The sequence below is a fragment of the Streptomyces sp. NPDC048383 genome, assembly GCF_040651775.1.
Lineage (GTDB): Bacteria > Actinomycetota > Actinomycetes > Streptomycetales > Streptomycetaceae > Streptomyces.
Genome location: NZ_JBEZKS010000045.1, coordinates 15,055 through 37,639 on the forward strand (window position 1 = coordinate 15,055; position 22,585 = coordinate 37,639).

Below are 22,585 nucleotides of genomic sequence, written 5' to 3' on the forward strand. Positions count from 1 at the left end.
CATGGTGAACATGGCGCATCGGCCATGCCGGGGGAAGGGGTGGCCGCGTTGCTCACTCACCTGTTCGACGGTGGCGTCCTGATCGTCCGGCTCCCCGACGACCTCGACGTCGGCACACGCGGCACCGTCGTCTCGGAGTTCGAGTTCCTCCTCAGGAGTTACCGCCCCCGCACCGTCGTGATGGAGCTCCCGTGGTGCGCGGGGCGCGCCGCGGTCGTCAGTGCCGTCCTGCGCGCCGAGCGGCTGTGCCGGGCCGCGGGGGCCTCCTTCGGGACGACGACCTCCCGCGCGGCCCCGCCCCTCATCGACTGCCCGTCCCCGACCGACGGCTCGCCCCTCGCCGACGGTCCGTCCCTCGCCGAGGAGGACGACACGCCGGCGGCGGCCTGAACCCGGCCCCCGGCAGGTTTCACGCGGGGGAGACCGGTAAGGCGCAGCACATGGTGCGATTCGGATACACGATGATGACCGAGCAGGCCGGCCCCCGGGAACTGGTGGAGCACGTCGCCGCCGCCGAGCGGGCCGGTTTCGACTTCTCCGTCACCTCGGACCACTACTTCCCGTGGCTCGCCTCCCAGGGGCACGCCCCGTACGCGTGGAGCGTCCTGGGAGCGGCCGCGCAGGCCACGTCCACCATCCCCCTCATGACCTACGTGACGTGCCCGACGGTCCGCTACCACCCGGCGGTCGTTGCCCAGAAGGCGGCGACGATGCAACTGCTGTCCGAGGGCCGGTTCCGGCTGGGGCTGGGCTCCGGCGAGAACCTGAACGAGCACGTGGTCGGACCGGGCTGGCCCGCCGCGCACGTGCGACTGGAGATGCTGGAAGAAGCCGTGCAGATCATCCGCGACCTCTTCGACGGCGGCTCCGTGAACCACCACGGACAGTACTTCGACGTGGAGAACGCCAAGCTGTGGGACCTGCCGGACCGGCCGCCGCCCATCGGCATCGCGGTGTCCGGCAAGCGGTCGTGCGAACTGGCGGGCCGGTACGCGGACTTGGTGATCGCCATCGATCCGGAACGGGAACTCCTGGAGTCCTTTGACCGAGCGGGCGGCGTGGGCAAGCCGCGGGTCGGCCAACTGGCGGTCTGCTACGACACCGACCGCGACGCGGCCGTTCAGCGCGCCCACGACCAGTTCCGGTGGTCGGCGGGCGGCTGGCAGGTCAACGCGGAGCTCCCCGGCCCGGCCGCCTTCGAGCAGGCCTCGCAGTACGTCCGCCCCGAGGACATCGCGAAGTCGATCCCCTGCGGCGACGACGTCGCGACCTTCGTCGACGCAGTCCGCCCGTACGTGGACGCCGGCTTCACCGAGATCGCCCTGGTCCAGGTCGGCGGATCCCACCAGCACACGTTCATCGACTGGGCCGAATCCACCCTCCTCCCGGCCCTGCGCAACATGACCTGACCCCCCGCCCCCTCCTCCCCGGGGTCACGCCGGTTGATCGCCGGATGGGTTCCCCTCGCGCCCCCACGCTCGCCTCGCCCTGCGGCGAACCCGACCGGGGCGACCGGGGGTTGTGCCCTGCCCGGCCCGCAGGATGTGGGTGAACTCGCGGCCGGCGGGGCGCGTACGGCGGGCCGTCGGGCGCGATCACCGGGCGGCCCGGTCGACGTCCGCCGAACCGGCGACGCGGGTAGCCTGCCCCTGTCGGACCGTGCCGGACCAGCCGTTCAGGTACGCACTCACCAGCGGACGCATCGGACGTGGAGCCCCAAATGACCACACCGCGTGACTTGTTGATCGTCACCATGGACACGGCAGACGGTCACCCGGCCGAGAAGGGCGACCTCTCGCTCGCCCTCGCGGGCGCCGAAGCGATCGACCTCCTCGGCACCCGTACCATCCGGCTGGACGGCGACCGGATCGTCCCGGACGACGAGCGCCCGGCACCGACCGACCGACTGATGGCGGAGGCGGCCTCCTCGATCGTCCGGGAAGAGCCCTACGAGTCGGTCACCGACTGGCTGTGGCGCCGGGGCCGCGGCCTGTCCGCCGTCTACGAGGCCGCGCTGGTGGAGGAGGGCCTCCTCGCCCGGCAACGCCGCCGCGGACTCTCCTTCCGGGCCGGCGCCCCCGAACTCGTCGAATCGCCCGCCCGCCGCAGGGCCGTGGACCGCTGGAAGTCGCAGGACCCCGTCCTCGCCAACCTCGCGGAAACGGTCGGCGTCCACGGCGACCGGACCGGGGACACCCCGGACGTCGCCGACGAAGCCGTGGCCACCGTTCTGGCCGCCATCGGCGACGCGGTGGTGGAACTGGCCTCCGTGCGCCAACGCCGCGCCATCGACGAGGCGGCCTTCGACAACATCTGGCGCGGCGGCGTCTGATCCACCCGGGCGCACCCGCCCCTGCCCGGGCTCACATGGCCGCGCGGAGGAGGCCCGCCGTTCTGGCCATGGCCGCCTTCGTCGCCTCGTCGGAGGCGGTGCGGGCGGCTTCCTCCAGCAGGAGGGTCGCCGCTTGGAGGAGGCCGACGTGGACGGGCACCGTTTCGAGTCCCGTGAGCGCGGCCATGGCCTGGTCGGTCGCGCTCTGCGGGATGAGGGTGCTGACGCCGCGTCCGACGCCGCGCTGGGACTGGGATGGTGTGCTCACCCGGTGATTCTCGCGGGTCCGGCCGCCGAACCGCGCACGATCACGCGCAGATTCACCGGCGTGGCCCGCGGCGCCCGGTCAACCGGGCCCGTGGCGCCGTCGACCCGTACCGTCTGGACGTGGACGTCACCCCGCCCCGCCGCGGAGCCGGGTGACGCCGATCGGGGCGGTCCCGGCCACCGCCACGTCGTGCCCGACCCGGACCGCCCGCGAAAAGCCGATCCGCGGTGCCAACGGGGACGCGGAGCCGACGGTTCGTCCGATGGATTCCATCGGATCATGCTCGCAGCCGTCCCGGGACGCCCGGGACGCCCGGGACCTCAATCCGGCGGCAGGACGTTGCCGTCCTCGTCGAGCCCGACGGGGATCCGCGTCGGTTCCTGGGTGTTGACGTCGGAGGGGCGCGGGCCCTCGGGCCCGTCGGGCCCCGAGCGCAGCAGGCGGCGGGTGCGTACGATCTGGTAGACGGAGCCGTCCAGTTTCAGCTCGTTCACGCGCCCCACCCGAAGGCTGTCGGCGGCCCCCGCGTACGCGGCCAACCGCCCGGCCCGCTCGGACCGGTCGGAGGACGACGTCCCCGTACGGGCGTCGACGTGCGGGCCTGCGCCGGGCGGGATCAGGCCGTGCATGCGCGGCCACATCCAGGTCAGGGCGAAGTCCAGTGACTTGCGGGCCTCGTGGGCGGTGGCGTGCGGACCGCTGACCGGGCTCCAGCCCGTCCCGCTCCGCTCCGCGACGGTGAACGTCGCCGGCAACAGCAGTACGTCCGGATGCGTTTCCAGGGCCCGCCGCGCATCGGCGCGCACGTCGTCGGGGAACCGCGCACCGGTGTAGCACAGCCCACGCATCGCCAGCTGCTCCACCGCCTGCGTCGGGGTGACCGGCGCGTCCGGGTCCACGACCAGTCCCTCGTCGATCCCCGGCACCTTGGCCGTACGGTCCCAGTCGGGGACCAAGGGCTCCGGGTCGGTCGGCCGGGGCTGTTCGACGCCGTCCGGGCCCGCACCGGCGGACTCCTCGGCGCGCACGATCCGGTACCGGACCCCGGCGACGGAGAGCTCGTCGACCCGCTCGGTCTCCAGCCGGGAGACCGCCGCCAGCAGGGCCCGGCGTTCCGCCCGGTCCTGTGCGTGGTCCTTCGCGCGGAACCACAGCCAGGAGTTCAACCCGTCACGGGCCTGCTGCGGACAGCTGGACGTCACCTCGATCACCACCCGCCACCGCGGCGCGTCCCCCGCCCGCTGCTCCGCCACCCCGAAGAGGGGGCCGCGCACCACCGGAGTACCCGCACGGGCCACGGCGTCGACCGCGTCGGCCTCCACCACGGCCTCCACCGGTTCCACCGGCACCCGCACCACGATCGGCCGTGATCCGCCCGGCTCCACATTCCCAGGGTCCATCCCCCCATCCTGGCGCCGCCGGCCGGGGCGGCGCTCAGGATCCGCCGATTCCCGTACGGCGAACCGCCCGTGCGCGGTACAGTCCGAACCCCCGCACGGAAATCCGAACGCCCGCCCGGACGCGGTGGACCGCTGCCCGGCCGCCGGCGGGGGACCCTTCAGGCTTCCTCCGGCCGGCGCCCCTCGCCCACCATGAACCGCCGGACCAGGGCGTGGCCGAGGACGATGTCGTCCTGGGCGGAGACGACGCGCGGCGCGACCGCGTCGGTGAAAGCCGCGAAGCTGCCGTCGGCCAAGAGTCCTCGATCACGGCCTCCTCCGGAGCGAAGGTGCCGAAGGACAGGGACGCGCAGGCCCGCCCCGGGCCCGACCGGTGTGCGAGAGCTGCCGAGGTGTCGTCACCGCCCCGGCGCACTCCCGGCGGCCTGCGACTGCAAGGTGCGCAGCAGGTCGAAGGCGGGACGGTCCACCGGACGCGCGGTGTTGGCGAGAGCGACGACGCCGCACCGCGTCTCTGGATCGAAGCCGACGAAGGAGGAGAAGCCGCCGGTTCCCCCGTTGTGCCAGATCTGCAGGTGGGAGCCCTGCTTGGCGTGCAGACGGTGGGCCGTCCAGCCGAGGTGCACCCAGCCGAAGGGGCTCGTACGGTGCTCATCGGCGCGGGTCAGGACGATCGCCTCGGCGAGTTCCTCGGGTCCGCCGTCGAGCTGGGCCCGGACGAAGGCGACCATGTCGCTCGCGGTCGACCGGAGTCCACCCGCCCCCGCCAGGTCGGCGAGGTGCCAGGGCGGTACGGGGCGCCCGCGCCGGCCGTGCCCCCGGGCGCAACGGTCCGCCCGGGCGCTGTCCACCGTCACCGAGGTGTCGCGCATGCCGAGCGGCGCGCAGACCTCCCGGGTGACGAGGTCCTCGTAGCCCGTACCGGCCCGGCGGGCGAGGGCCAGACCCAGCAGTCCGGCTCCGAGGTTCGAGTAGTGGAACTTCTGCCCCGGGGTGGCCCGCAGCCGGGTCCGACCGAGCCCGGCCAGGAGGACGTCGGCGGTGCAGTCGGCGTACGGATCCGGCTTCGACGGGTGCAGCAGGGCCTGGAGGAGCATGCCGCGGGGCAGGCGCGGCAGGCCGGACGTGTGGTGCGCGAGATGCCGCAGCGAGATCTGTTCGCCCCCGCGGGACGGCACCACCACCCCGCCCGGCAGGAGGTCGCGCAGCGGCTCGTCCAGATCCACCGAGCCGAGCACCGCCATGCGGGCCAGGGCCAGGGCCGTCAGTGACTTCGTCACCGAACCGATCTCGAACAGGGTGTCCGGCCCCGGGGTGCGGCCGAGGTCGCCGCCGGTGCTGCCGGCGCCCCTGATCTCCACGCGGTCCCCGGAGACGGCGGCCACCACCACGCCCACGCGCTGCTGTCCGAGCCGGTCGGCGGTCTGTTGGGCCAGGGTGCCCAGGGCAGCGAGTTCTTGATCCATGCTCGAATCATGACGGTGGCGAACCGCCAACCGATGCGCCTGGATGATGATTTGCGAAGCGGAGCGCTCCGACCTGAGCAGTACGCGGATACGTCGCCGGCAGGAAGCGCGGTGGCGCCCGCCCGGGCCGGCCTACTCGGTGGCGATGCCCGTGATGACGGGATCGCCCAGCCGGGCCCCGTCCCCGCCCAGCCCGGCGCGCCCCAGCGCTTCCGTGGCCAGCTCGCGCGCCTTCTGCTCGGCGCCGCGGGTGTCGGCGGCCTCCACTTCCAGGTGAAGGGCGAATCCGGGTGAGTCCGGATAGAGCGAGAGGAGGTGCAGGTCCTCCTCCACGCCGACGTCCGTGGTGCGCGGGTCGGCCGGACGGAGGGATCGGAGCAGCACGGCGCGGGCGTCCGGCGTGAGCTCGGTCAGCAGGGTCCCGGGAACGGTGACGACGTAGACGGTCATGACGGTCCGGATGCCCGCAGGCGCCGAAAAAATGCTCCTACCGCCCGGCCCGCCCACGGACGGCCTCCCGAATCGACCCGACTGGCCGCCGCCCGGGGCGCGCGGGGAGGGGGAGCGCCGGCCGGCACCGATACGCGGAGACCGCCCGGTCGGCCACGGCCATTCCCGGGTTCCGAGTGGGCGTTGTCACGTCCCGGACGGCCGGCACGGGCCGTTCGGCCCATGGGCGCCGGCGTACCGCCCGCCTAGCCTGGACGGGCAACGCGAGTCCAGGGGGGCCGAGTGCAAGGGAAGAGCACATCCATGGGCAGCACCACCTCCGGAAGCCGTCGCCGTCGTACGGGCATCACCGTGACGGCAGCCGTCCTCGGCCTGTTGGCCGCGGCCGGCGCACCGGCCCTCGCCGCCGGCACCGGCACCCCGGACCAGGCACCGGAGGCACCCGGTTCCGGTTCCGTACAGGCGCAGCCGCAGGCACCCGGGGCGGAGCCCGCGCAGACGCCGGCCGGGATATCCCGGCTCGCCGAGGGAGCCGGCCGTGACATCGCGATCACGATCGACGACGGCCCGGACCCGCGCTGGACCCCGCAAGTGCTGGAGGTGCTGAAGGAGAACAACGTCAAGGCCACCTTCTGCATGATCGGTACGCAGGCCCGGGCGCACCCCGACCTGGTCCGGCAGGTCGCCGCCGCCGGGCACCGGCTCTGCGACCACTCCGTGGACCACGACGTGACGATGGACCACAAGCCCGTCGACTATCAGAGCCGCCAGATCCTCGACGGCAAGAAGATGATCGAGACGGCGGCTCCCGGGGCCTCGGTCGACTACTACCGGGCGCCGGGCGGAGCCTTCACCCCCCAGAGCCGGGCGATCGCCGCCGCGAACGGCATGCGGCCCCTCGGCTGGACCGTCGACCCCAAGGACTGGAGCAAGCCCGGCCTCGACGCCATCGTCGCGGCCGTGGAGGAGGGCCTGCCCGCCCAGCCCACCGTGCTGTTCCACGACGGGGGCGGGGACCGCAGCGAAACCGTCGCCGCCCTGCGCCAGTACCTCCCCTGGCTCTCCGCCCAGGGCTACCACTTCACCTTCCCGGTCCGGTAGCGGCGGGGCCGGCCGGCCGGTGCCGGGCGTGGGCGGGGTTCAGGACATCCGGCAGACCTGGAACCGGCCGGAACGGATGTTTCCGAAGTCCGCCGGGAGCTGGGACACCCCCTGACCGGGACGGATGGTCAGGTGCCGACCCGAGTAGTCGACGCCGCTGTACACGGTGACGCAGCGCCCCCAGAGCCGGCCGTCGGCACGCCACGTCCTGCCGCCGTTCCACACCGACGAGCCGCCGTTGAACCCCACGTACGCGGTCGTCTCGGGGTAGCGCCGCATGTCGTTCGCCACGAGGCTCACCACACCCGTCCAGCCGGGATCCGTCCAACCGCAGACCCAGCCGGGGCTGCACCGGTCGGCGGGGGCCGCCAGGCTCGCGGGGGCGAGTGCGAGGGCCAGGGCCAGGGCGAAGGCGAGGACGAGGCCCGGCCACGCGGCGCCGGGATCGCGCATCGGCCCCGCCCGCCGCCGCGTGCCCCGGCGACGGCGCGCGGGACGTCGGTGGAGGGCTCCGGAGGACTCGTACACGGTGATCACCGCCGATCTCCGGCGACCGGAGGTCGCCGATCGCCGGCCGGTCGCGGACCGCCGATCGGGGGCGACGGTTCGGCGCCGGGCTTCCATCGCACCCCCGCCCGGGGTTGATCGCACCCCGGGCCGCCCCCTGGCCGCCGGGCTCCGTACGACAGGAAGGGCCCTCCCGACGCCGTGGACGCCGGGACGGCCCCTCCTGTGGTGCGTCCCTGGGAGTACCGAGCCGTTCGCCCGGTGTTCCGGGCTAGTCCGTGCCGGACTCCATCGCGGCGCGGTCCAGCACTTCCTCGTCGGCCGACACCTCGCCGCGCGAGGCGATCGCCTCGGCGCCGCCCTCCTGGAGGCTGCCGATGAGCCCGGTCGCGGCCGCCTGGGCGGCGCCGATCGCCGGGTTGTCGCTGCCGATCAGGCCAAGGACGGCGTACTGCTCCAGCTTGGCGCGCGAGTCCGCGATGTCGAGGTTGCGCATGGTGAGCTGGCCGATCCGGTCCACCGGGCCGAACGCCGAGTCCTCGGTGCGCTCCATGGACAGCTTGTCCGGGTGGTAGCTGAAGGCCGGGCCCGTGGTGTCGAGCAGCGAGTAGTCCTCACCGCGCCGCAGCCGCAGCGTGACCTCGCCGGTGACGGCCGCGCCGACCCAGCGCTGCAGCGACTCGCGGACCATCAGCGCCTGCGGGTCCAGCCAGCGGCCCTCGTACATGAGGCGACCGAGGCGCCGGCCCTCGTTGTAGTACTGGGCGAGGGTGTCCTCGTTGTGGATCGCGTTGACGAGACGCTCGTACGCCGTGTGCAGCAGGGCCATGCCGGGGGCCTCGTAGATGCCCCGGCTCTTGGCCTCGATGATCCGGTTCTCGATCTGGTCCGACATGCCCATGCCGTGCCGGCCGCCGATGGCGTTCGCTTCCATCACCAGGTCGACGGGCGAGCCGAAGGTCTTGCCGTTGATCGTCACCGGACGGCCCTGGTTGAAGCCGATGGTCACGTCCTCGGTGGCGATCTCGACCGAGGGGTCCCAGAACCGGACGCCCATGATCGGCTGGACGGTCTCCACGCCGGTGTCCAGGTGTTCGAGGGTCTTGGCCTCGTGGGTGGCTCCCCAGATGTTGGCGTCGGTGGAGTACGCCTTCTCCGCGCTGTCGCGGTAGGGGAGGTCGTGGGCCAGCAGCCACTCCGACATCTCCTTGCGGCCACCGAGCTCGGTCACGAAGTCGGCGTCGAGCCACGGCTTGTAGATGCGCAGGTGCGGGTTGGCGAGCAGGCCGTAGCGGTAGAACCGCTCGATGTCGTTGCCCTTGAAGGTCGAGCCGTCGCCCCAGATCTGGACGTCGTCCTCGAGCATCGCCCGGACGAGGAGGGTCCCCGTGACGGCGCGGCCCAGCGGCGTGGTGTTGAAGTAGGCGCGCCCGCCCGAGCGGATGTGGAACGCTCCGCACGTCAGCGCGGCCAGCCCCTCTTCCACGAGCGCCGCCCGGCAGTCGACCAGGCGCGCGACCTCGGCGCCGTAGGTCTGCGCGCGGCCGGGCACCGAGGCGATGTCGGGCTCGTCGTACTGGCCGATGTCGGCGGTGTAGGTGCACGGGATGGCGCCCTTGTCGCGCATCCAAGCGACCGCGACGGAGGTGTCGAGGCCGCCGGAGAAGGCGATGCCGACGCGCTCGCCGGCGGGAAGGGAGGTGAGAACCTTAGACATGGGAAGAGTATGCGCAATAATGCATGGTCATGCAAAACCGCATCTCGGACGGACGCGGATCGGGCCCGATCCGGGGCTCGGAACGGGGGGCGATCCGAGCCGGTGGCGAGGCCGTGTAGCTCGGGGTCGGGCTCCACGGCCCGGGTCCCGGTACCGGGTACGGAGCCGGGCGCTCAGCCGTTCAGCGCCTTCGGATCGCCGGAGCGGGCGGTGAGGTCGAGCCGGAGGAACCACTCCGTCCCCAGGATCCGTTCCCGCGTCGCCTCCGGCACCGCGGACAGGAGCGCGGGCAGCGAGCCCGCCCGGGCCGCCTCGGAGCGGTGCGCCCGGATCGCGGCCCACTTCTGCTCGACCCACGGCCGGACGTCGACGCTCGCGTCGAGCGTGTCGTCCGGCACGGTGTGCAGCCGCTTGCCGGCCCCGCCGAGCAGTTCGGCCAGTTCGCCCGAGGCCGAGCGGGGATGCGAGGAGAGGTAAAGGGCGCTCGGCCGCCACGGGGGACCGGCCTCGGGCAGGAACCCTTCGAGTCCGGCGGCGTGCACGGCCAGCAGGGTCACGCGGTGGGTGTGGACGTGGTCCGGGTGGCCGGAGGAACCGTGGGCGTCGTGGGTGACCACGATGCCCGGCCGGAAGGCGCGTACGTGGGCGACGACCCGCCCGACCGCCTCGTCGAGCGGCGCGTCGCACCAGCGTGGTCGCCCGGGGGCGGACTCCGGGACCCGGTGGTCGGCGTAGCCGAGCATGCGGGGCTCCCCGGCCCCGAGGAGGCGCAACGCGTCGGCGAGTTCAGCGGCGCGGTGGCTGTCGGGGGCCCAGGTGGCCGTCACGACGCCGGTACGGGCTCCCGCCGCGGCGTGCCGGGCGAGGATCCCGCCGGCGGACAGGGACTCGTCGTCGGGATGGGCGTACACCGCGAGGACATCGGGGCAGGGCACGGCGGACGGGTCCTCTCGATTCCTCGGGAGCGGAACGGGCAGGTGCGGGATCGCCGTGGGCGCCACCGCGGCCGAACCGGAACCGGCGTCGGAACCCGCGTCGGGGCCGCCGTGCGCGAGTGGTACCGGGCACCAAGGGGCAGCGAGCCCGGTGTCGTTCATGATGCGGTCGATCGTGTCGGAGAGGGCGCTGTCCGTTCCGATGACGGTTTCCGGAGCGCCCGGGAGCAGGTCGCGCTCGCGGTACCAGCTGCGCAGCTCGCGCTCGGTGACCTGGGCCCGGTAGGCGAGGTCGACCTTCGTACCGTGTCGGGTCAGCGTCTCCTCGATCGGGATGTCGAGGTAGTAGCAGCGCGAGAGCCCGCGATGGTCGTCGAGCAGGTCGGTCAGCACGTCGCCGTACCGGTCGGCGTACAGGATGCCCTCGATCACCACGTGGTAGCCCGCGTCCAGCGCGTAGCGGGCGACCGTGTCGATCAGCCCGATGTTGGCGCCGCCGGGCACGTCGCGCTCCTTCAGCACGATCCGCCGCAGGTTGTCCTGGCCGACGAGGGCCACACCACGGCCGAACCGGTCGCGGATTCCGGCCGCCACCGAGGATTTGCCCGAGGCCGAGTTCCCCCGCACGACCACGAGCCGGGTCTCCGCGCTTCCCACGAGCCCGCGGGCCACGCTACCGACCCCCGGGGAAGCCGCTGCGCGCTGTCCGGGCGGGGTCGGTGACTGCTCGTGCGCGGGGTCCCTTCAGGAGCCGGGTGCGTACCGGACCGTCGCCGTCGTGGGGGACCGGGTCGCCGGGTCGCTGGAAGTGGACGGCGCCCGGACGGCCGTCGCGATAGGCGTCCAGCCCGGCGCGGCAGTACGCCACCATCGGCGCGGGCAGCGCGCCGAGGGAGTACCAGCCCATCGCGTCGCAGAGGGCGGGCTCCATGATGGCCGGCTCGCCCGTGAAGTTCCGGACCTCGAAGAAGAACCCGATCCGGGCGCGGCCGTGCGGGCTCCGGTGGTGCACCGTGGCGGCGAGGGCCACGTCCTGCCGGTCGATGACGACGCCCGTCTCCTCGGCGGCCTCCCGGACGACGCCTTCGACCACGTCCTCGTGCGGCCCGTCCAGATGCCCCGACGGCAGGTGCCACAACCCGGAGGCGTACACCGGGCCGGCCCGCCGGGACAGCAGCACTTCCGGACCGGTCGCTGCGTCGCGGGCCAGGATCAGATGGACGTCGACCGTCAGCGCGTAGCGCTCACGGCCGCTCACCGTCCGGTCCCGGGGTCGGTGGAGGCGGGTGCGGCGGCATCCTGTGCGGTTCCCCCACCCCTGGGGCGGCGGCTGAACGCTGTCTGCATGGGTCCTCCCTGGCTGACGCGGAACCGAGCGGCACTCGAACGACCCCTCACCACAGGGCACCGTAACGGGCCCTCGGCGGCGAGTTTTTCGAACGGAATTGCGCAAGTGTGGCGCCGGGCGGTCGTCTCGGGACCGCCGGATTCCGAACTCACACGTTCGAGTGGACGGCTCCCCGAAGCACTCGATCGGGGACTTGCGGGTCTTCCGCGCCGACGACGGGCCGCGCTCGACGGGGACATGGGGCAGCCGATCCGCAGGGGGAGCGGTTTCCGCCATGTTCGTCATTCCCCGCCCACCGTCGGGCGTCCTCAGTAGCGTGACCTTCGAAATCGGTCCGACTTCGCGCACGCGGGTGTCGGGCCCCGGTGGTGAACGGCACGTGAGGGAGCTGGACCGATGGCGAACGTGGAAGTGTCCTTGAAGGAGACGATGACCTCGATCGAAGGGGCGCTGGGGGCGGCGCTGGTGGATTACACCAGCGGCATGGCACTCGGAACTCTCGGCGGCGGCAAGGACCTTGACCTGGTCGTTGCCGCGGCGGGCAACACCGATGTGATCCGGGCGAAGGTCCGCACGCTGGAGATGCTGGGGCTCCGCGACGAGATCGAGGACCTGCTGATCACGCTGGGCAGCCAGTACCACTTGATCCGGCTGCTCAGGGGGCGGGGGACGGACGGCCTCTTCCTGTACGTCGTGCTGGACAAGGGCAATTCCAACCTCGCCATGGCCCGGCACCAGTTGAAGCGCATCGAGGCCGCGCTGGAGCTGTAGCCCGGATTCACGGGCCCACGCATGCCCACGAGTTGCAAGATTCTTCAACTCGACACATCTGAAACCGGTCAACCTCAGACATGCGTGGGCCCACGGAACGGGAAGATGGGTTCCGACAGCTGTCCGACCCCGAACCCCCGGAACGGCACGAACCGTTCCACGCACACGGCGGGAGCATGCGTGGGAATGCAGGTACCCCTGTACCAGGCGAAGGCCGAGTTCTTCCGAATGCTGGGCCACCCCGTCCGCATCCGTGTGCTGGAACTGCTGCAGAACGGTCCCGTCCCCGTACGGGAACTCCTCGCCGAGATCGACATCGAACCGTCCAACCTCTCCCAGCAGTTGGCCGTGCTGCGGCGGTCCGGCATCGTCGTCTCCATACGGGACGGAGCCACGGTCAGTTATGCGCTGGCGGGCGGGGACGTCGCCGACCTGCTGCGCGCGGCACGCCGCATCCTGACCGAACTCCTGGCCGGCCAGTACGAACTCCTCCAGGAACTCCGCCAGGTGGAGCCGACCGACACGCCGACGGGCCCACTGCGCACCCCGAGCATCCACGGGGACTGAACCGCTGCGGCTGCTGCCGCTTCCCGGCCCGGGCGCGGGCTACGGGAGCGCGTCGGTGACCCCGTCGACGATCATCATCCACATCGGCTGACCGCCCGTACCGAACGCCGACGCCAGCACGTAGCCGATCGAGGCGTCGACCGGCCGGACCTCGGCGCCCTCCTGCCATTCCGCGATGACCAGCTCGTCACCGTCGCAGGAGAAGTCGCCGATGTGCGTGCCGTCACGGGTCAGCCTGCTACTGGGCACGGAGTCCGGGACCAGCCGGTAGACGGCCCCGGCGTACGTCACGTCCACCCGGTACGAACGCCGGCTCAGTCCGCCCTTCGCCGGCCTCAGCTCGGCTTCGCGGCCGTCGACGCGCAGGGTGAGGAGAGCCGGGTCCCGGGTGCCGATCGCGATCTGGGGGTCGGCCTCCGTCGCGGGAGAATCCTTCGCGGGGGAACGCTCCAGGACCGCTCGGGGGATCACGTCGCCCGCGACCTCGATGCGGTCCTGACCGTCCTGGCGGACGGTGACGGCGCCGAAGCGCGTGTCGTCGATGGGGGCTCGGTCCATGTCGTTCACAGTCATGAGTCGCTTCGGTCGCTTCGGTCGCTTCGGTCGCTTCGGTCGTATGGGCCTGGTGGGGGGACGGGTCGCCCGGACGGACGGCCCGTACGCGCACGAGGTGCTCCGCTCGGGCACGAGTTGCTCCGTGCCCGCGCAAGATCTCCGTACCTACGTGGGGCCGGACATGACGCCCGAACAGTTCACCGTACTTGTCGCCCGCCGTGGCACACCTCCCCGGGGCTCCCCCACCCCGTGAGCAGCGGAGCCGTTCCCGCCCCCGACGCGGCGTCCGGTCGCGTGGCGCCCGCGCCGGGCCGGCGTTTCACTGGAAGGTGCCGCACAAGCGTGCCCGCGGAGGGCTCACCGCGGGCAGGGAGCCCTCCGGCCACGAGCGCATGCCGGGAGGTCCCGTGAACACGCACACACCACCCCGCTTCGACCCCACCCGGGTGCCCCACCTGCAGGGTTCGTTCACGCCGGTGACCGAGGAGGTCGAGGTCGCCGACCTGGAGGTGACCGGGGAACTGCCGGCCGCCCTGGACGGCCTCTACCTGCGCAACGGGCCCAATCCGCGGTTCACGCCGATCGGCTCCTACCTCTATCCCATCGACGGGGACGGCATGCTGCACGGCATCCGGCTCTCCGGAGGCAGGGCCCGCTACCGGAACCGCTTCGTGCGCACCCCGGCGCTGCTCGCCGAGGAGCGGGCGGGCCGCGCCCTGTGGGGCGGCCTCGAATCGATGATCACGCCGGACGTCGACCAGGTCGGCCCGGAACTCGCCGGTACCTTCCGGGACCTCCCCGACATCAACGTCGTCCGGCACGGCGGACGCCTGCTGGCGCTCGCCGAGTCGGCCTGCCCCTACCGGGTGGGGACGGAGCTGGAGACGCTCGGCAAGGAGGACTTCGCCGGGGCACTGCCCGCCGGCATCACCGCGCACCCGAAGATCGACCCGGTCTCGGGCGAGATGGTCGTCTTCTGCTACGGCCTGGAGCCGCCCTACCTGACCTGGTCGGTCATCGACCGTGAGGGGACGGTCACCCGTGGCCCCACCCCGATCGACGGGGTGGACGAACCGATGATGATCCACGACATGGCCCTCACCGCCCGCTACGCCGTCCTCGTCCTCGCCCCCGCCTTCTTCGACCTGGGAGCCGCCCTGTCGGGCGGCTCCCTCCTGGCCTGGCGGCCGGAGCGGGGCACCCGCGTGGCCTTGATCCCCCGAGACGGCGGACCCCCGCGCTGGGCCACCGACGAGGCCTTCTGGCTCTGGCACACCGTGAACGCCTACGACGACGGCCCGGACGCGGACGCCGCCGTGATCCTCGACTACGTGCAGTGGAGCCGGCTGCTCCTCGGCGGTGGCCCCGAGGACGCGTCGGACCCCGTGAGCGGGGGACTCGTACGGGCGCGCATCGACCCGGCCGCGGGCAGCATGGCCCGCACCATGCTGGACGACACACGGGTGGAGTTCCCCCGGATCGACGACCGCCGCATCGGACGTCGCCACCGGCACGTCGCACTGGCGACCGGCACCGGTCGGACCGACCTGCTGACCGGCGAGTACGACGCCGTGCGCTGGTACGACACCGAGACCGGCACCTCCCGCGTCTGGTCGGCCGGGAACCTGTCCGTGGGCGAGCCGGTCTTCGCCCCCGACCCCGGTCACGATCCCACCGGTCACGATCCCACCAGCCAGGATTCCGACGGGCACGGCTACTGGCTGGCCTTCGCCACCGACCGCACCGACGGGTCGAGCTGGTTCCTGGTCATCCCCGCCGAGGACCCCGCCTCCGGCCCGGTGGCCCGCGCCCGCATCCCCGTACGCGTCCCGCTCGGCCTGCACGGCTGCTGGCTCCCGACGCCGTGACCGCCGCCCGCCGCCGACGGCGCCTCCCCCCACGGCCGGAACGACCTCGGCATGCCGTTCAACGGGCGATGAGTCGGGAGAGTGCCTCCGTGGGCCGGCAGAGAAACGCGAAGAGCAGGCTGTTGACCACGAACCAGTGGACGCTGATGCGCCCCCGCTCCTTGTCCAGGAGGGGCGGGGCTTCATCGCGGTAGACGTGGCGGAGGTAGCGGCGGCGGATCGGGGCTCCGGCTGTCAGCAGCACGGGGGAGGCGGCCACGACGGCCACCGGAACCAGGGCTCTCACCAGGGTGAGCTTCGCCTTCTCCTCGTATCGCATGCCGTCAGTGTGCTGATCCTCGATGCCGCTTGTCAGCCTGTTCGTCGGCATCCGGTACCGACGCCGTCGCTCCGGTGGGAGCGGCCCGCGGTAGGTCCCCAGCAGCGGGACACGGTGCGGACCGGCCCGCCGCCCTCGGCCGGGAACCGACCGATCGTGCGGAGCCGGGCTAGAGGGCGCGGAGCCAGCGGGGTACCTCGCGGGGGTTGCGCAGTCGGACGGAGACGAGGTGGGGATGGGCCGCGAGTCGTTCGCCGATGGCCGCACGCCTCACCGCATGCCGGGTCCAGGCCCAGCGCATCGGATGTTCGGGGTCGAACAGGAACTCCCGGAGCGTCTCGCGGTTACCGTTCCACAGTCGACGTCGGGTGACCACCCGGAGGACCGATCGGCGGACGACCCGCCACATCACCGTCCGTCGGGGCAGGTCGAGCCAGACCAGGGTGTCCGCTCGGTCCCACAACAGGCCGCCGAGCGTGGAGAAGTACTGTTCCTCGCACACCCAACGGGGCTCCGCGGTGAACCGGGCCACGTCGTCCTCGAACTCTGGACGCTTCACCCACTTCGGACCGTGGTACAGGCCGTCCAGTTCGGTTCGCGGCAACCCGAGGCGACCGGCGAGCGCCGTCGCCGTCGTGGTCTTGCCGGATCCCGAGATCCCGGCGATGATCACGCGTTCCATGGGGAGTTCTCCGTCTCGATGGTCCACTGGTGGGGAAGCGCCGCGTCGCAGAAGACGCGGACGACGTGGTCCTCCCGCACGATGCCGATCCGGCCGCAGACCGTACAGCGACGGAACACCACGGTATGGGTGAACCCGGACGGGTGCTCGATTCCGCGGAGTCCAGGGCCTGTGCGACGGCACGCCAGGAGCCGACGTCCGGGCAGTAGTCGGCGGACTGGTCGCAGTACGCCGCCGGCGTCGATGACGAACGTGAAGGGCTCGGCCAGTTCCTCCCACGCCACCGTCCGAGCCGGACGGCGAGCTCCGCCGACGAGCGAACGCGATGCCCCTCGCCGCCCGGTCGGACCGGCGACCGCGGCTCGGCCGGCCCCACGTAAGCACCGGCTACGGGGAAAACCCGTTCCGGGCCCCGCCGCGCCCGTGCGACGATCACAGCAGGAACGGGATCGACGGGCGGGCGGGGGTCGCGCATGAGCAGGATGCACGCAGACGAAGCGGATATCGACGCAGACCTGGTCCGGCGGCTGTTGCGCGCCCAGTTCCCCCGGTGGGCGGACCTTTCGGTCACCCGGATCGCCTCCGCAGGTACCGTCAACGCGATCTACCGGCTCGGCGACGACCTGACCGTCCGGCTGCCGCTGCGTCCCGGCGGCGCCGAAGCCATCGCCACGGAGGCGCGACTGTTGCCCCGGCTGGCGCCGCTGCTGCCGCTGCCGATCCCGGAGGTGGTGGTGACCGGCGCCCCTGGGGAGGGGTATCCGCTGCCGTGGGCCGTGTACCGGTGGATCGACGGCCACCACCCCGTCGAGGGCGACCTGGCGGCGCCCGACCCCGTGGCCCGTGACCTCGCGGAGTTCGCCGTCGCCTTCCGCGAGGTCGGCCTTCCCGATGGCCCACCCGCGCACCGGGGGGCGCCGCTGATCACCGAGGACGAGGAAGTCCGGGCCGCGATCGAAGCCCTGCGGCGCACCGACGAACCCTTCGACGCCGACGAGATCACCGAGGCCTGGGAGGACGCGCTCGCCGCACCACCCTGGACGGGTCCGGCCTGCTGGACGCACTCCGACCTGATGCCGAGCAACCTGCTGCTCGCGGGCGACCGGCTCTCGGCCGTCATCGACTTCGGCACCGTGGGCCTGGGCGAGCCGGCCACCGACCTCATCCCCGCCTGGAACCTGCTGCCCGCCCCGGCGCGCCGCGCCTACCGCGAGGCGGTGGACGCGGACGACGCGACGTGGGCGCGCGGCCGGGGCTGGGCGCTGTCCATGGCGGTCATCCAGCTGCCGTACTACCGGACGACCAATCCGACCATCTCGGCCAACGCCCGCCACGTCATCCGCGAGGTCCTCGGCAGCTGAACACGCCGAGCGCGACACGGCTCGGGGCGCATCGGGCACAGCAGCAGTTGGCCCCTTGAAACGCTGGACGGTGTCGTCGCGCAGTCGCTCGCCGTGTTGCCGGCCGTCGTCCAGCAGGCTGTCGCGGTGTCCGTCGGAATACGCGTACCGGATGTCGTCCCGACTCCACTTGATCTTGTAGAGGGGGGCGGGACAGGTACACGTGCCCGGCCTCGATGAGGGGCCGCATGCAGCGGAACAGGAAGGTGAGCAACAGGGTGCTCATGTGCCGGCCGTCGACATCGGCGTCCGCTCCCGTACCACCGGGCGGCGCGGACGTCAGGAGCGGCGGCGGCGGTGGCCCGCCGGGACGGTACGCCTGCGGGGCGGCCGGCGCCGGCGGGACACCGCCGCCCGCCCGGGGTCGGTGACCGGGCCGCCGAGGCCGTGCTCGATGCGGATGCCGTGGAAGACGAGCACCGTGAGGCTGAGGACGATCAGCGCCTCGGCCCAGTAGAACGCGAGGTAGTCGAGCAGACAGCCGTTGGGCGGCGAGCCCGGCGCCGCGTTGCGCAGGCCGACGAGGGCGAAGAGGCTGGCGGCCATCCAGCCGAGCGCCGGCCAGAGCAGCCCGCGCCGCTGGCCGACCACCAGCCAGCAGGCGGTGACGATCGCGAGGGCGACCGCCCACATGGCGGCGATCATGAACCAGGCGAGGATGAAGGTGCTGCGCGAACGTTTGACCTCACTGGTCAGGTACACCGCCTGCCCCTCGTAGGAGCCGTCGCCGTTCTTGTACGCGAAGTTCGGGTCCTGGTCGTGCAGGCGCAGGACGACCGGCACCCGGGTGTCCAGGGAGCCTGCCGTCGCGGCGAACGCGAAGTCGGCCGTGTACTTGTCGAACGGGTAGTCCGAGGACGCGCCGTTCGAGAGCGGTACCTGGATGTCCCGCACCCGGAGCCCGCTGCCCGCCGGGAACTGGAGTTCCTGCTCACCGGTGGTGTTGGCGTACAGGGTGAGGTCCTGGGTGGGGTAGCCGTCGGGACCCTCGTACCGGCCGAACGGGGTGAGGGTGACCCGCAGGGTGATCTGGCGCAGCACCGGGTCGGTGCGCTGGACGTCGGCGTGGACGTCGATCCGGTCCGCGGCCTGCTGGGGGCCGACGACCACGGTCTGCTGACGGGTGTTGCGCTCGTCGAAGTACAGGGCGATCCCCGCGCCGCACACCACCGCGACGACCACCAGGAAGATCACCAGGGTTCGCCACGGCAGCTCGGCGCCGCGCCTGCTCACGTCCTGGACGACGTCCACGCCCCGGCGCAGCTGCCGGGCGGCGGCCTCCCGTCCGACCTGGCCCGCCCACTCGTCACCGTCGGCCATGATCCGATGCTGCGGGAGGCTCGCGGCGGGCGCCAGACGGAGGGGGCCGGTGGTGGCGGCCCCGCCCGCTCTGGTCACGGGCGGAGCGGGGGGTTCCCGTTGCCGTCGGCCGGGAAGTCCTGCATGGGCCACGCTCGGATCACCTGACGGCGGAACTCCGCGCCGGTCACGGCGTCGGACGCCGGGCGGGCGCCAGCCCGGCGGAGCGGCGGGGCGGCGGTGCTCGGGGCCGTGACGACGCACAGCCCGTCCTCGGCGGTGAGTTCGATCAGGAACCGAGGACGAGGGCACCCGGCCGGTGCGACGGGACGGATGTGTTGGACCGTCACCCGGGAGGGCCCGGGTTAATCGTTCCTGCTGTCGAAGTGTCCCAAGTCAATTGCGGCAAAGGGTATTTGGCGTGTCCGAATATCGTCTGAACGGGCTTCAAACACCCCAACCGACAAGATCACCGCATTGAGGTAATGGCCCCGGGATCGTGGGGCCGACCGTCCTTCGCCGTGGTTAGTGTGCTTCCGGATCTGGACGGATTGCCCGGATATTCGCCCCCTCGTTTCCCACGGGGGGCGTACACGTGCGCCGATCACCACCGCTACGAAGGAGAACCTGTCCGATGACCGTGGACACCAGCCCCGAGGCGCAGCTGGAACCGCCCCCGCAGCGCAGCCTCGGCACGGCCGCTGCCCGGAACCTCGCCACCACGACGAAGTCCGCCCCGCAGATGCAGGAGATCAGCTCCCGCTGGCTGCTGAAGATGCTCCCCTGGGTGGAGACCCAGGGCGGCACGTACCGGGTGAACCGTCGGCTCAGCTACACCGTCGGCGACGGGCGCGTCGAGTTCGTCCAGGACGGCGCCCGCGTCCGGGTCATCCCCCGCGAACTCGGCGAACTCGCCCTGCTGCGCGGCTTCGACGACGTCGGCGTGCTGACCGCGCTGGCCGACCGGTGCGTGCAGCGCGACTTCCGCGCCGGCGAGGTGCTGGTCGAACGGGGCACGCCCGCCGAGCGGATCCACCTGATCGCCCACGGCCGGATCAACCAGACCTCCGTCGGCAAGTACGGTGACGAAGTCGCCGTCGCCGTCCTCGCCGAAGGCGACCGCTTCGGCGAGAACGCCCTGCTGGACACCGACGCGACGTGGGACCACACCGCCACCGCCGCCACCTCCGGCACCCTCCTCACCCTCACCCGCGCCGAGTTCGAGGCCGTCCTGTCCACGGCGCCCAACCTCCGGGCCCACGTCGAGCGGTTCGGCACCCTCCCGCTGCAACGGCAGAACCGCCACGGCGAGGCCGAGATCGCGATGTCCGCCGGCCACACAGGCGAAGCGGAACTGCCCGGCGCGTTCGTCGACTACGAGCTGAACCCGCGCGAGTACGAACTCTCCATCGCCCAGACGGTGCTGCGCGTCCACTCAAGGGTCGCCGACCTCTACAACCAGCCGATGAACCAGACCGAGGAGCAGCTCAGGCTCACCATCGAGGCGCTGCGCGAGCGCCAGGAGTACGAGCTGATCAACAACAGGGAGTTCGGGCTCCTGCACAACGCCGCGTTCAAGCAGCGGATCCAGACCCATTCCGGCCCGCCCACCCCGGACGACCTCGACGAACTGCTCTGCCGCCGGCGCGGCTCACGCTTCTTCCTGGCCCACCCCAAGACGATCGCGGCCATCGGGCGCGAGTTCAACGCCCGCGGCCTCTACCCGGACCACGTCGACCTCGGCGGCCAGCAGGTCCCGGCCTGGCGCGGAGTCCCGATCCTGCCCTGCGGCAAGATCCCCATCAACAAGGACAACACCAGCTCGATCCTGGTGATGCGCACGGGCGAGGACAAGCAGGGCGTCATCGGCCTGCGCCAGACCGGCCTGCCGGAGGAGTACGAGCCGGGCCTGTCGGTGCGGTTCATGGGCATCGACGAGCGCTCGATCATCTCCTACCTGGTCACCACCTACTACTCCGCCGCAATCCTGGTGCCCGACGCGCTCGGGGTGCTGGAGAACGTGCAGATCGCCCGCCGGCCCGACTAGGCAGGTCGTCCGTGCCGGGTCCCGCGACCCGGCACATCCGCCGCACCGGTCCCATCCGCCGCACCGGCCGGTCCGGCCGGACGGGCCGCACCGCCCCGGGAGTCGCCCGGGCCCGCCCACCACGCCCGGGATCCGGGACGGCCCAACCACCCAGCAAGGAGCCACGGATGCCCGATCCCGGGCTTTCCCCCCTGCAGTCGAGCCTGCCCGGCGCGGCGGCCCGCTTCGGGGCCCACGGCCACCACCGGGGCATCGACGCCTTCGGCGGCGTACGCCCGACCCCGCCGGCCCCGCCCCCCGGGGCGGCGGCGCCGGCCGTCCCCGCCCCGTCCGAGACCCCCGCCCCGCCCGCGCTCCCCGTGCCGCCGGTGGCCCCCCTGGCGCCGGTGGTGCCGCTGCCCGTCGGGGTACCCGCTCCGCCCGACGCCCCGGCCCCCGCCGCGGCGGCCGCGTCCAGTCCCGCCCTGGAGCGGATCCTGCGCGGTCCGAGCGGACTGGGCACGGCGGGCCTCTACCTGACCCGGCCGCGCGAGGAACCCCTCGTACCCGTGGACCCGTCCACGCCGCCGGTCGGCAACCCGATCCCGGGCCTCTACCACCACCCGGTGGCGGAACCCGACCCCGTACGGGCGGAGGAGATCAGCCGCCGCATCAAGGACTGGGCGGTCGACGAGGTCGAGCTGTTCCCCCCGGACTGGGAGGACCAGTTCGACGGCTTCTCCCTCGGCCGGTACATGGTCGGCTGCCATCCGGACGCCCCCACCATCGAGCACCTGATGATCGCCACCCGGCTGATGGCCGCCGAGAACGCCGTCGACGACTACTACTGCGAGGACCACGGCGGCTCGCCCATCGGCCTCGGCGGGCGCCTCCTGTTGGCGCACACCGCGCTCGACCCCCTCCACACGACGGCCGAGTACCAGCCCGACTGGGCCCGGTCGCTGCACTCCGACGCACCCCGCCGCGCCTACCGATCGGCCATGGAGTACTTCCTCCAGGAGGCCACCCCTTCCCAGGCCGACCGGTACCGGCACGACATGGCCCGCCTGCACCTCGGCTACCTCGCCGAGGCCTCCTGGGCGGAAACCGAGTACGTCCCGGAGGTGTGGGAGTACCTCTCGATGCGGCAGTTCAACAACTTCCGCCCGTGTCCCACCATCACCGACACCGTCGGCGGCTACGAACTGCCGGCGGACCTGCACGCCCAACCGGCGATGCAACGCGTCCTCGCGCTCGCCGGGAACGCCACCACCATCGTCAACGACCTGTACTCCTACACCAAGGAGCTGGCGAGTCCCGGCACGCACCTGAACCTGCCCGTGGTGATCGCCGCACGCGAGGACTGCTCCGTCCGCGACGCGTACCTCAAGGGCGTCGAGGTCCACAACGAACTCATGCACGCCTTCGAGGCCGCGGCCGCCGACCTGGCGGCGGCCTGCCCCGTCCCGAACGTACTGCGCTTCCTCAAGGGCGTGGCCGCGTGGGTCGACGGCAACCACCACTGGCACCAGACCAACACCTACCGCTACAGCCTCCCCGACTTCTGGTAAGGA

24 protein-coding genes and 2 pseudogenes are annotated in these 22,585 nt (G+C 72.5%); 10 read left to right on the plus strand and 16 right to left on the minus strand.

The annotated features are described in order from the left end of the window. Positions 1-48: 48 nt before the first annotated feature. From AB0D46_RS27015 to AB0D46_RS27025, 3 genes are all read left to right on the plus strand, one after another. Entirely contained in the window at positions 49-390 is a 342-nt protein-coding gene (locus AB0D46_RS27015; RefSeq protein ID WP_362881144.1) for a hypothetical protein, read from the plus strand. Positions 391-440: 50 nt separating this feature from the next. Next, a complete protein-coding gene (locus AB0D46_RS27020; RefSeq protein WP_362881145.1) occupies positions 441-1,409 on the plus strand; it encodes an LLM class F420-dependent oxidoreductase in 969 nt (322 codons plus the stop codon). Between the two features lie 311 nt (positions 1,410-1,720). Next, positions 1,721-2,332 (plus strand): GPP34 family phosphoprotein, encoded by a 612-nt coding sequence (locus AB0D46_RS27025; protein ID WP_362881147.1) that lies wholly within the window; start codon positions 1,721-1,723, stop codon positions 2,330-2,332. Between the two features lie 31 nt (positions 2,333-2,363). On the opposite strand, the gene AB0D46_RS27030 is transcribed toward AB0D46_RS27025, so the two are convergent. From AB0D46_RS27030 to AB0D46_RS27050, 5 genes are all read right to left on the minus strand, one after another. Next, positions 2,364-2,600, minus strand: coding sequence for a hypothetical protein (locus AB0D46_RS27030; RefSeq protein WP_362881149.1), 237 nt, complete (start codon positions 2,598-2,600; stop codon positions 2,364-2,366). A gap of 320 nt (positions 2,601-2,920) precedes the next feature. Beyond that, the gene (locus tag AB0D46_RS27035; protein ID WP_362881150.1) at positions 2,921-4,000 is read right to left on the minus strand and encodes a DUF5954 family protein; all 1,080 of its coding nucleotides are present in this window, start codon (positions 3,998-4,000) and stop codon (positions 2,921-2,923) included. Between the two features lie 158 nt (positions 4,001-4,158). Continuing rightward, positions 4,159-4,296: a hypothetical protein gene (locus AB0D46_RS27040; protein ID WP_362881152.1), complete on the minus strand. Its 138-nt coding sequence runs from the start codon at positions 4,294-4,296 to the stop codon at positions 4,159-4,161. Positions 4,297-4,398: 102 nt separating this feature from the next. Next, on the minus strand, positions 4,399-5,466 hold the full coding sequence (locus AB0D46_RS27045; RefSeq protein ID WP_362881153.1) for a serine hydrolase domain-containing protein: 1,068 nt from the start codon (positions 5,464-5,466) through the stop codon (positions 4,399-4,401). A 132-nt stretch (positions 5,467-5,598) separates the two neighbouring features. Further along, positions 5,599-5,916 carry a hypothetical protein gene (locus AB0D46_RS27050; protein WP_362881155.1) on the minus strand — a complete coding sequence of 106 codons (318 nt, stop codon included), beginning with the start codon at positions 5,914-5,916 and terminating at the stop codon, positions 5,599-5,601. 303 nt (positions 5,917-6,219) lie between these two features. On the opposite strand from AB0D46_RS27050, the gene AB0D46_RS27055 reads away from it, so the two are divergent. Next, positions 6,220-7,017, plus strand: coding sequence for a polysaccharide deacetylase family protein (locus tag AB0D46_RS27055; protein WP_362881157.1), 798 nt, complete (start codon positions 6,220-6,222; stop codon positions 7,015-7,017). Between the two features lie 39 nt (positions 7,018-7,056). On the opposite strand, the gene AB0D46_RS27060 is transcribed toward AB0D46_RS27055, so the two are convergent. From AB0D46_RS27060 to AB0D46_RS27080, 5 genes and pseudogenes are all read right to left on the minus strand, one after another. Beyond that, positions 7,057-7,470: a peptidase inhibitor family I36 protein gene (locus AB0D46_RS27060; protein WP_362881159.1), complete on the minus strand. Its 414-nt coding sequence runs from the start codon at positions 7,468-7,470 to the stop codon at positions 7,057-7,059. 325 nt (positions 7,471-7,795) lie between these two features. Next, a complete protein-coding gene (argG, locus tag AB0D46_RS27065; protein ID WP_362881161.1) occupies positions 7,796-9,241 on the minus strand; it encodes an argininosuccinate synthase in 1,446 nt (481 codons plus the stop codon). 173 nt (positions 9,242-9,414) lie between these two features. Beyond that, entirely contained in the window at positions 9,415-10,176 is a 762-nt protein-coding gene (locus AB0D46_RS27070) for a PIG-L family deacetylase (RefSeq protein WP_362881228.1), read from the minus strand. A 141-nt stretch (positions 10,177-10,317) separates the two neighbouring features. Further along, positions 10,318-10,848: pseudogene (locus AB0D46_RS27075) on the minus strand (AAA family ATPase); the annotation flags it as partial. A 1-nt stretch (position 10,849) separates the two neighbouring features. Next, positions 10,850-11,434, minus strand: coding sequence for an NUDIX domain-containing protein (locus AB0D46_RS27080; RefSeq protein ID WP_362881163.1), 585 nt, complete (start codon positions 11,432-11,434; stop codon positions 10,850-10,852). Between the two features lie 486 nt (positions 11,435-11,920). Between AB0D46_RS27080 and AB0D46_RS27085 the strand changes: the two genes are divergently transcribed. Next, complete coding sequence (locus tag AB0D46_RS27085) at positions 11,921-12,295, plus strand: hypothetical protein (protein WP_362881164.1); 375 nt, start codon at positions 11,921-11,923, stop codon at positions 12,293-12,295. A gap of 186 nt (positions 12,296-12,481) precedes the next feature. Beyond that, positions 12,482-12,862, plus strand: a complete 381-nt coding sequence (locus tag AB0D46_RS27090; RefSeq protein WP_362881166.1) for a metalloregulator ArsR/SmtB family transcription factor — start codon at positions 12,482-12,484, stop codon at positions 12,860-12,862. A 39-nt stretch (positions 12,863-12,901) separates the two neighbouring features. Here AB0D46_RS27090 and AB0D46_RS27095 read toward each other — a convergent pair whose 3' ends face one another. Further along, on the minus strand, positions 12,902-13,420 hold the full coding sequence (locus tag AB0D46_RS27095) for a hypothetical protein (RefSeq protein WP_362881168.1): 519 nt from the start codon (positions 13,418-13,420) through the stop codon (positions 12,902-12,904). Between the two features lie 404 nt (positions 13,421-13,824). Between AB0D46_RS27095 and AB0D46_RS27100 the strand changes: the two genes are divergently transcribed. Next, the gene (locus AB0D46_RS27100) at positions 13,825-15,285 is read left to right on the plus strand and encodes a carotenoid oxygenase family protein (RefSeq protein ID WP_362881169.1); all 1,461 of its coding nucleotides are present in this window, start codon (positions 13,825-13,827) and stop codon (positions 15,283-15,285) included. Between the two features lie 58 nt (positions 15,286-15,343). Here the strand turns inward: AB0D46_RS27100 and AB0D46_RS27105 are convergent, their stop codons facing one another. The 3 genes from AB0D46_RS27105 to AB0D46_RS27115 form a co-directional block, all read right to left on the minus strand. Continuing rightward, entirely contained in the window at positions 15,344-15,604 is a 261-nt protein-coding gene (locus AB0D46_RS27105; RefSeq protein WP_362881171.1) for a hypothetical protein, read from the minus strand. 169 nt (positions 15,605-15,773) lie between these two features. Continuing rightward, a complete protein-coding gene (locus AB0D46_RS27110) occupies positions 15,774-16,286 on the minus strand; it encodes an adenylate kinase (RefSeq protein WP_362881173.1) in 513 nt (170 codons plus the stop codon). Beyond that, the gene (locus AB0D46_RS27115; RefSeq protein ID WP_362881235.1) at positions 16,274-16,408 is read right to left on the minus strand and encodes a hypothetical protein; all 135 of its coding nucleotides are present in this window, start codon (positions 16,406-16,408) and stop codon (positions 16,274-16,276) included. The genes AB0D46_RS27110 and AB0D46_RS27115 overlap by 13 nt, the downstream gene beginning before the upstream one ends. Positions 16,409-16,768: 360 nt before the next feature. On the opposite strand from AB0D46_RS27115, the gene AB0D46_RS27120 reads away from it, so the two are divergent. Then, complete coding sequence (locus tag AB0D46_RS27120; RefSeq protein ID WP_362881229.1) at positions 16,769-17,647, plus strand: aminoglycoside phosphotransferase family protein; 879 nt, start codon at positions 16,769-16,771, stop codon at positions 17,645-17,647. A 51-nt stretch (positions 17,648-17,698) separates the two neighbouring features. On the opposite strand, the pseudogene AB0D46_RS27125 reads toward AB0D46_RS27120, so the two are convergent. After that, positions 17,699-17,939: pseudogene (locus AB0D46_RS27125) on the minus strand (DNA topoisomerase IV subunit B); the annotation flags it as partial. 26 nt (positions 17,940-17,965) lie between these two features. After that, a complete protein-coding gene (locus AB0D46_RS27130) occupies positions 17,966-19,006 on the minus strand; it encodes a DUF4436 family protein (RefSeq protein ID WP_362881175.1) in 1,041 nt (346 codons plus the stop codon). Between the two features lie 613 nt (positions 19,007-19,619). Here AB0D46_RS27130 and AB0D46_RS27135 point away from each other — a divergent pair. Together AB0D46_RS27135 and AB0D46_RS27140 are read left to right on the plus strand one after the other, a co-directional pair. Continuing rightward, on the plus strand, positions 19,620-21,032 hold the full coding sequence (locus tag AB0D46_RS27135; protein ID WP_362881176.1) for a family 2B encapsulin nanocompartment shell protein: 1,413 nt from the start codon (positions 19,620-19,622) through the stop codon (positions 21,030-21,032). Positions 21,033-21,199: 167 nt separating this feature from the next. After that, positions 21,200-22,582 carry a family 2 encapsulin nanocompartment cargo protein terpene cyclase gene (locus AB0D46_RS27140; protein WP_362881178.1) on the plus strand — a complete coding sequence of 461 codons (1,383 nt, stop codon included), beginning with the start codon at positions 21,200-21,202 and terminating at the stop codon, positions 22,580-22,582. Positions 22,583-22,585 lie beyond the last annotated feature (3 nt).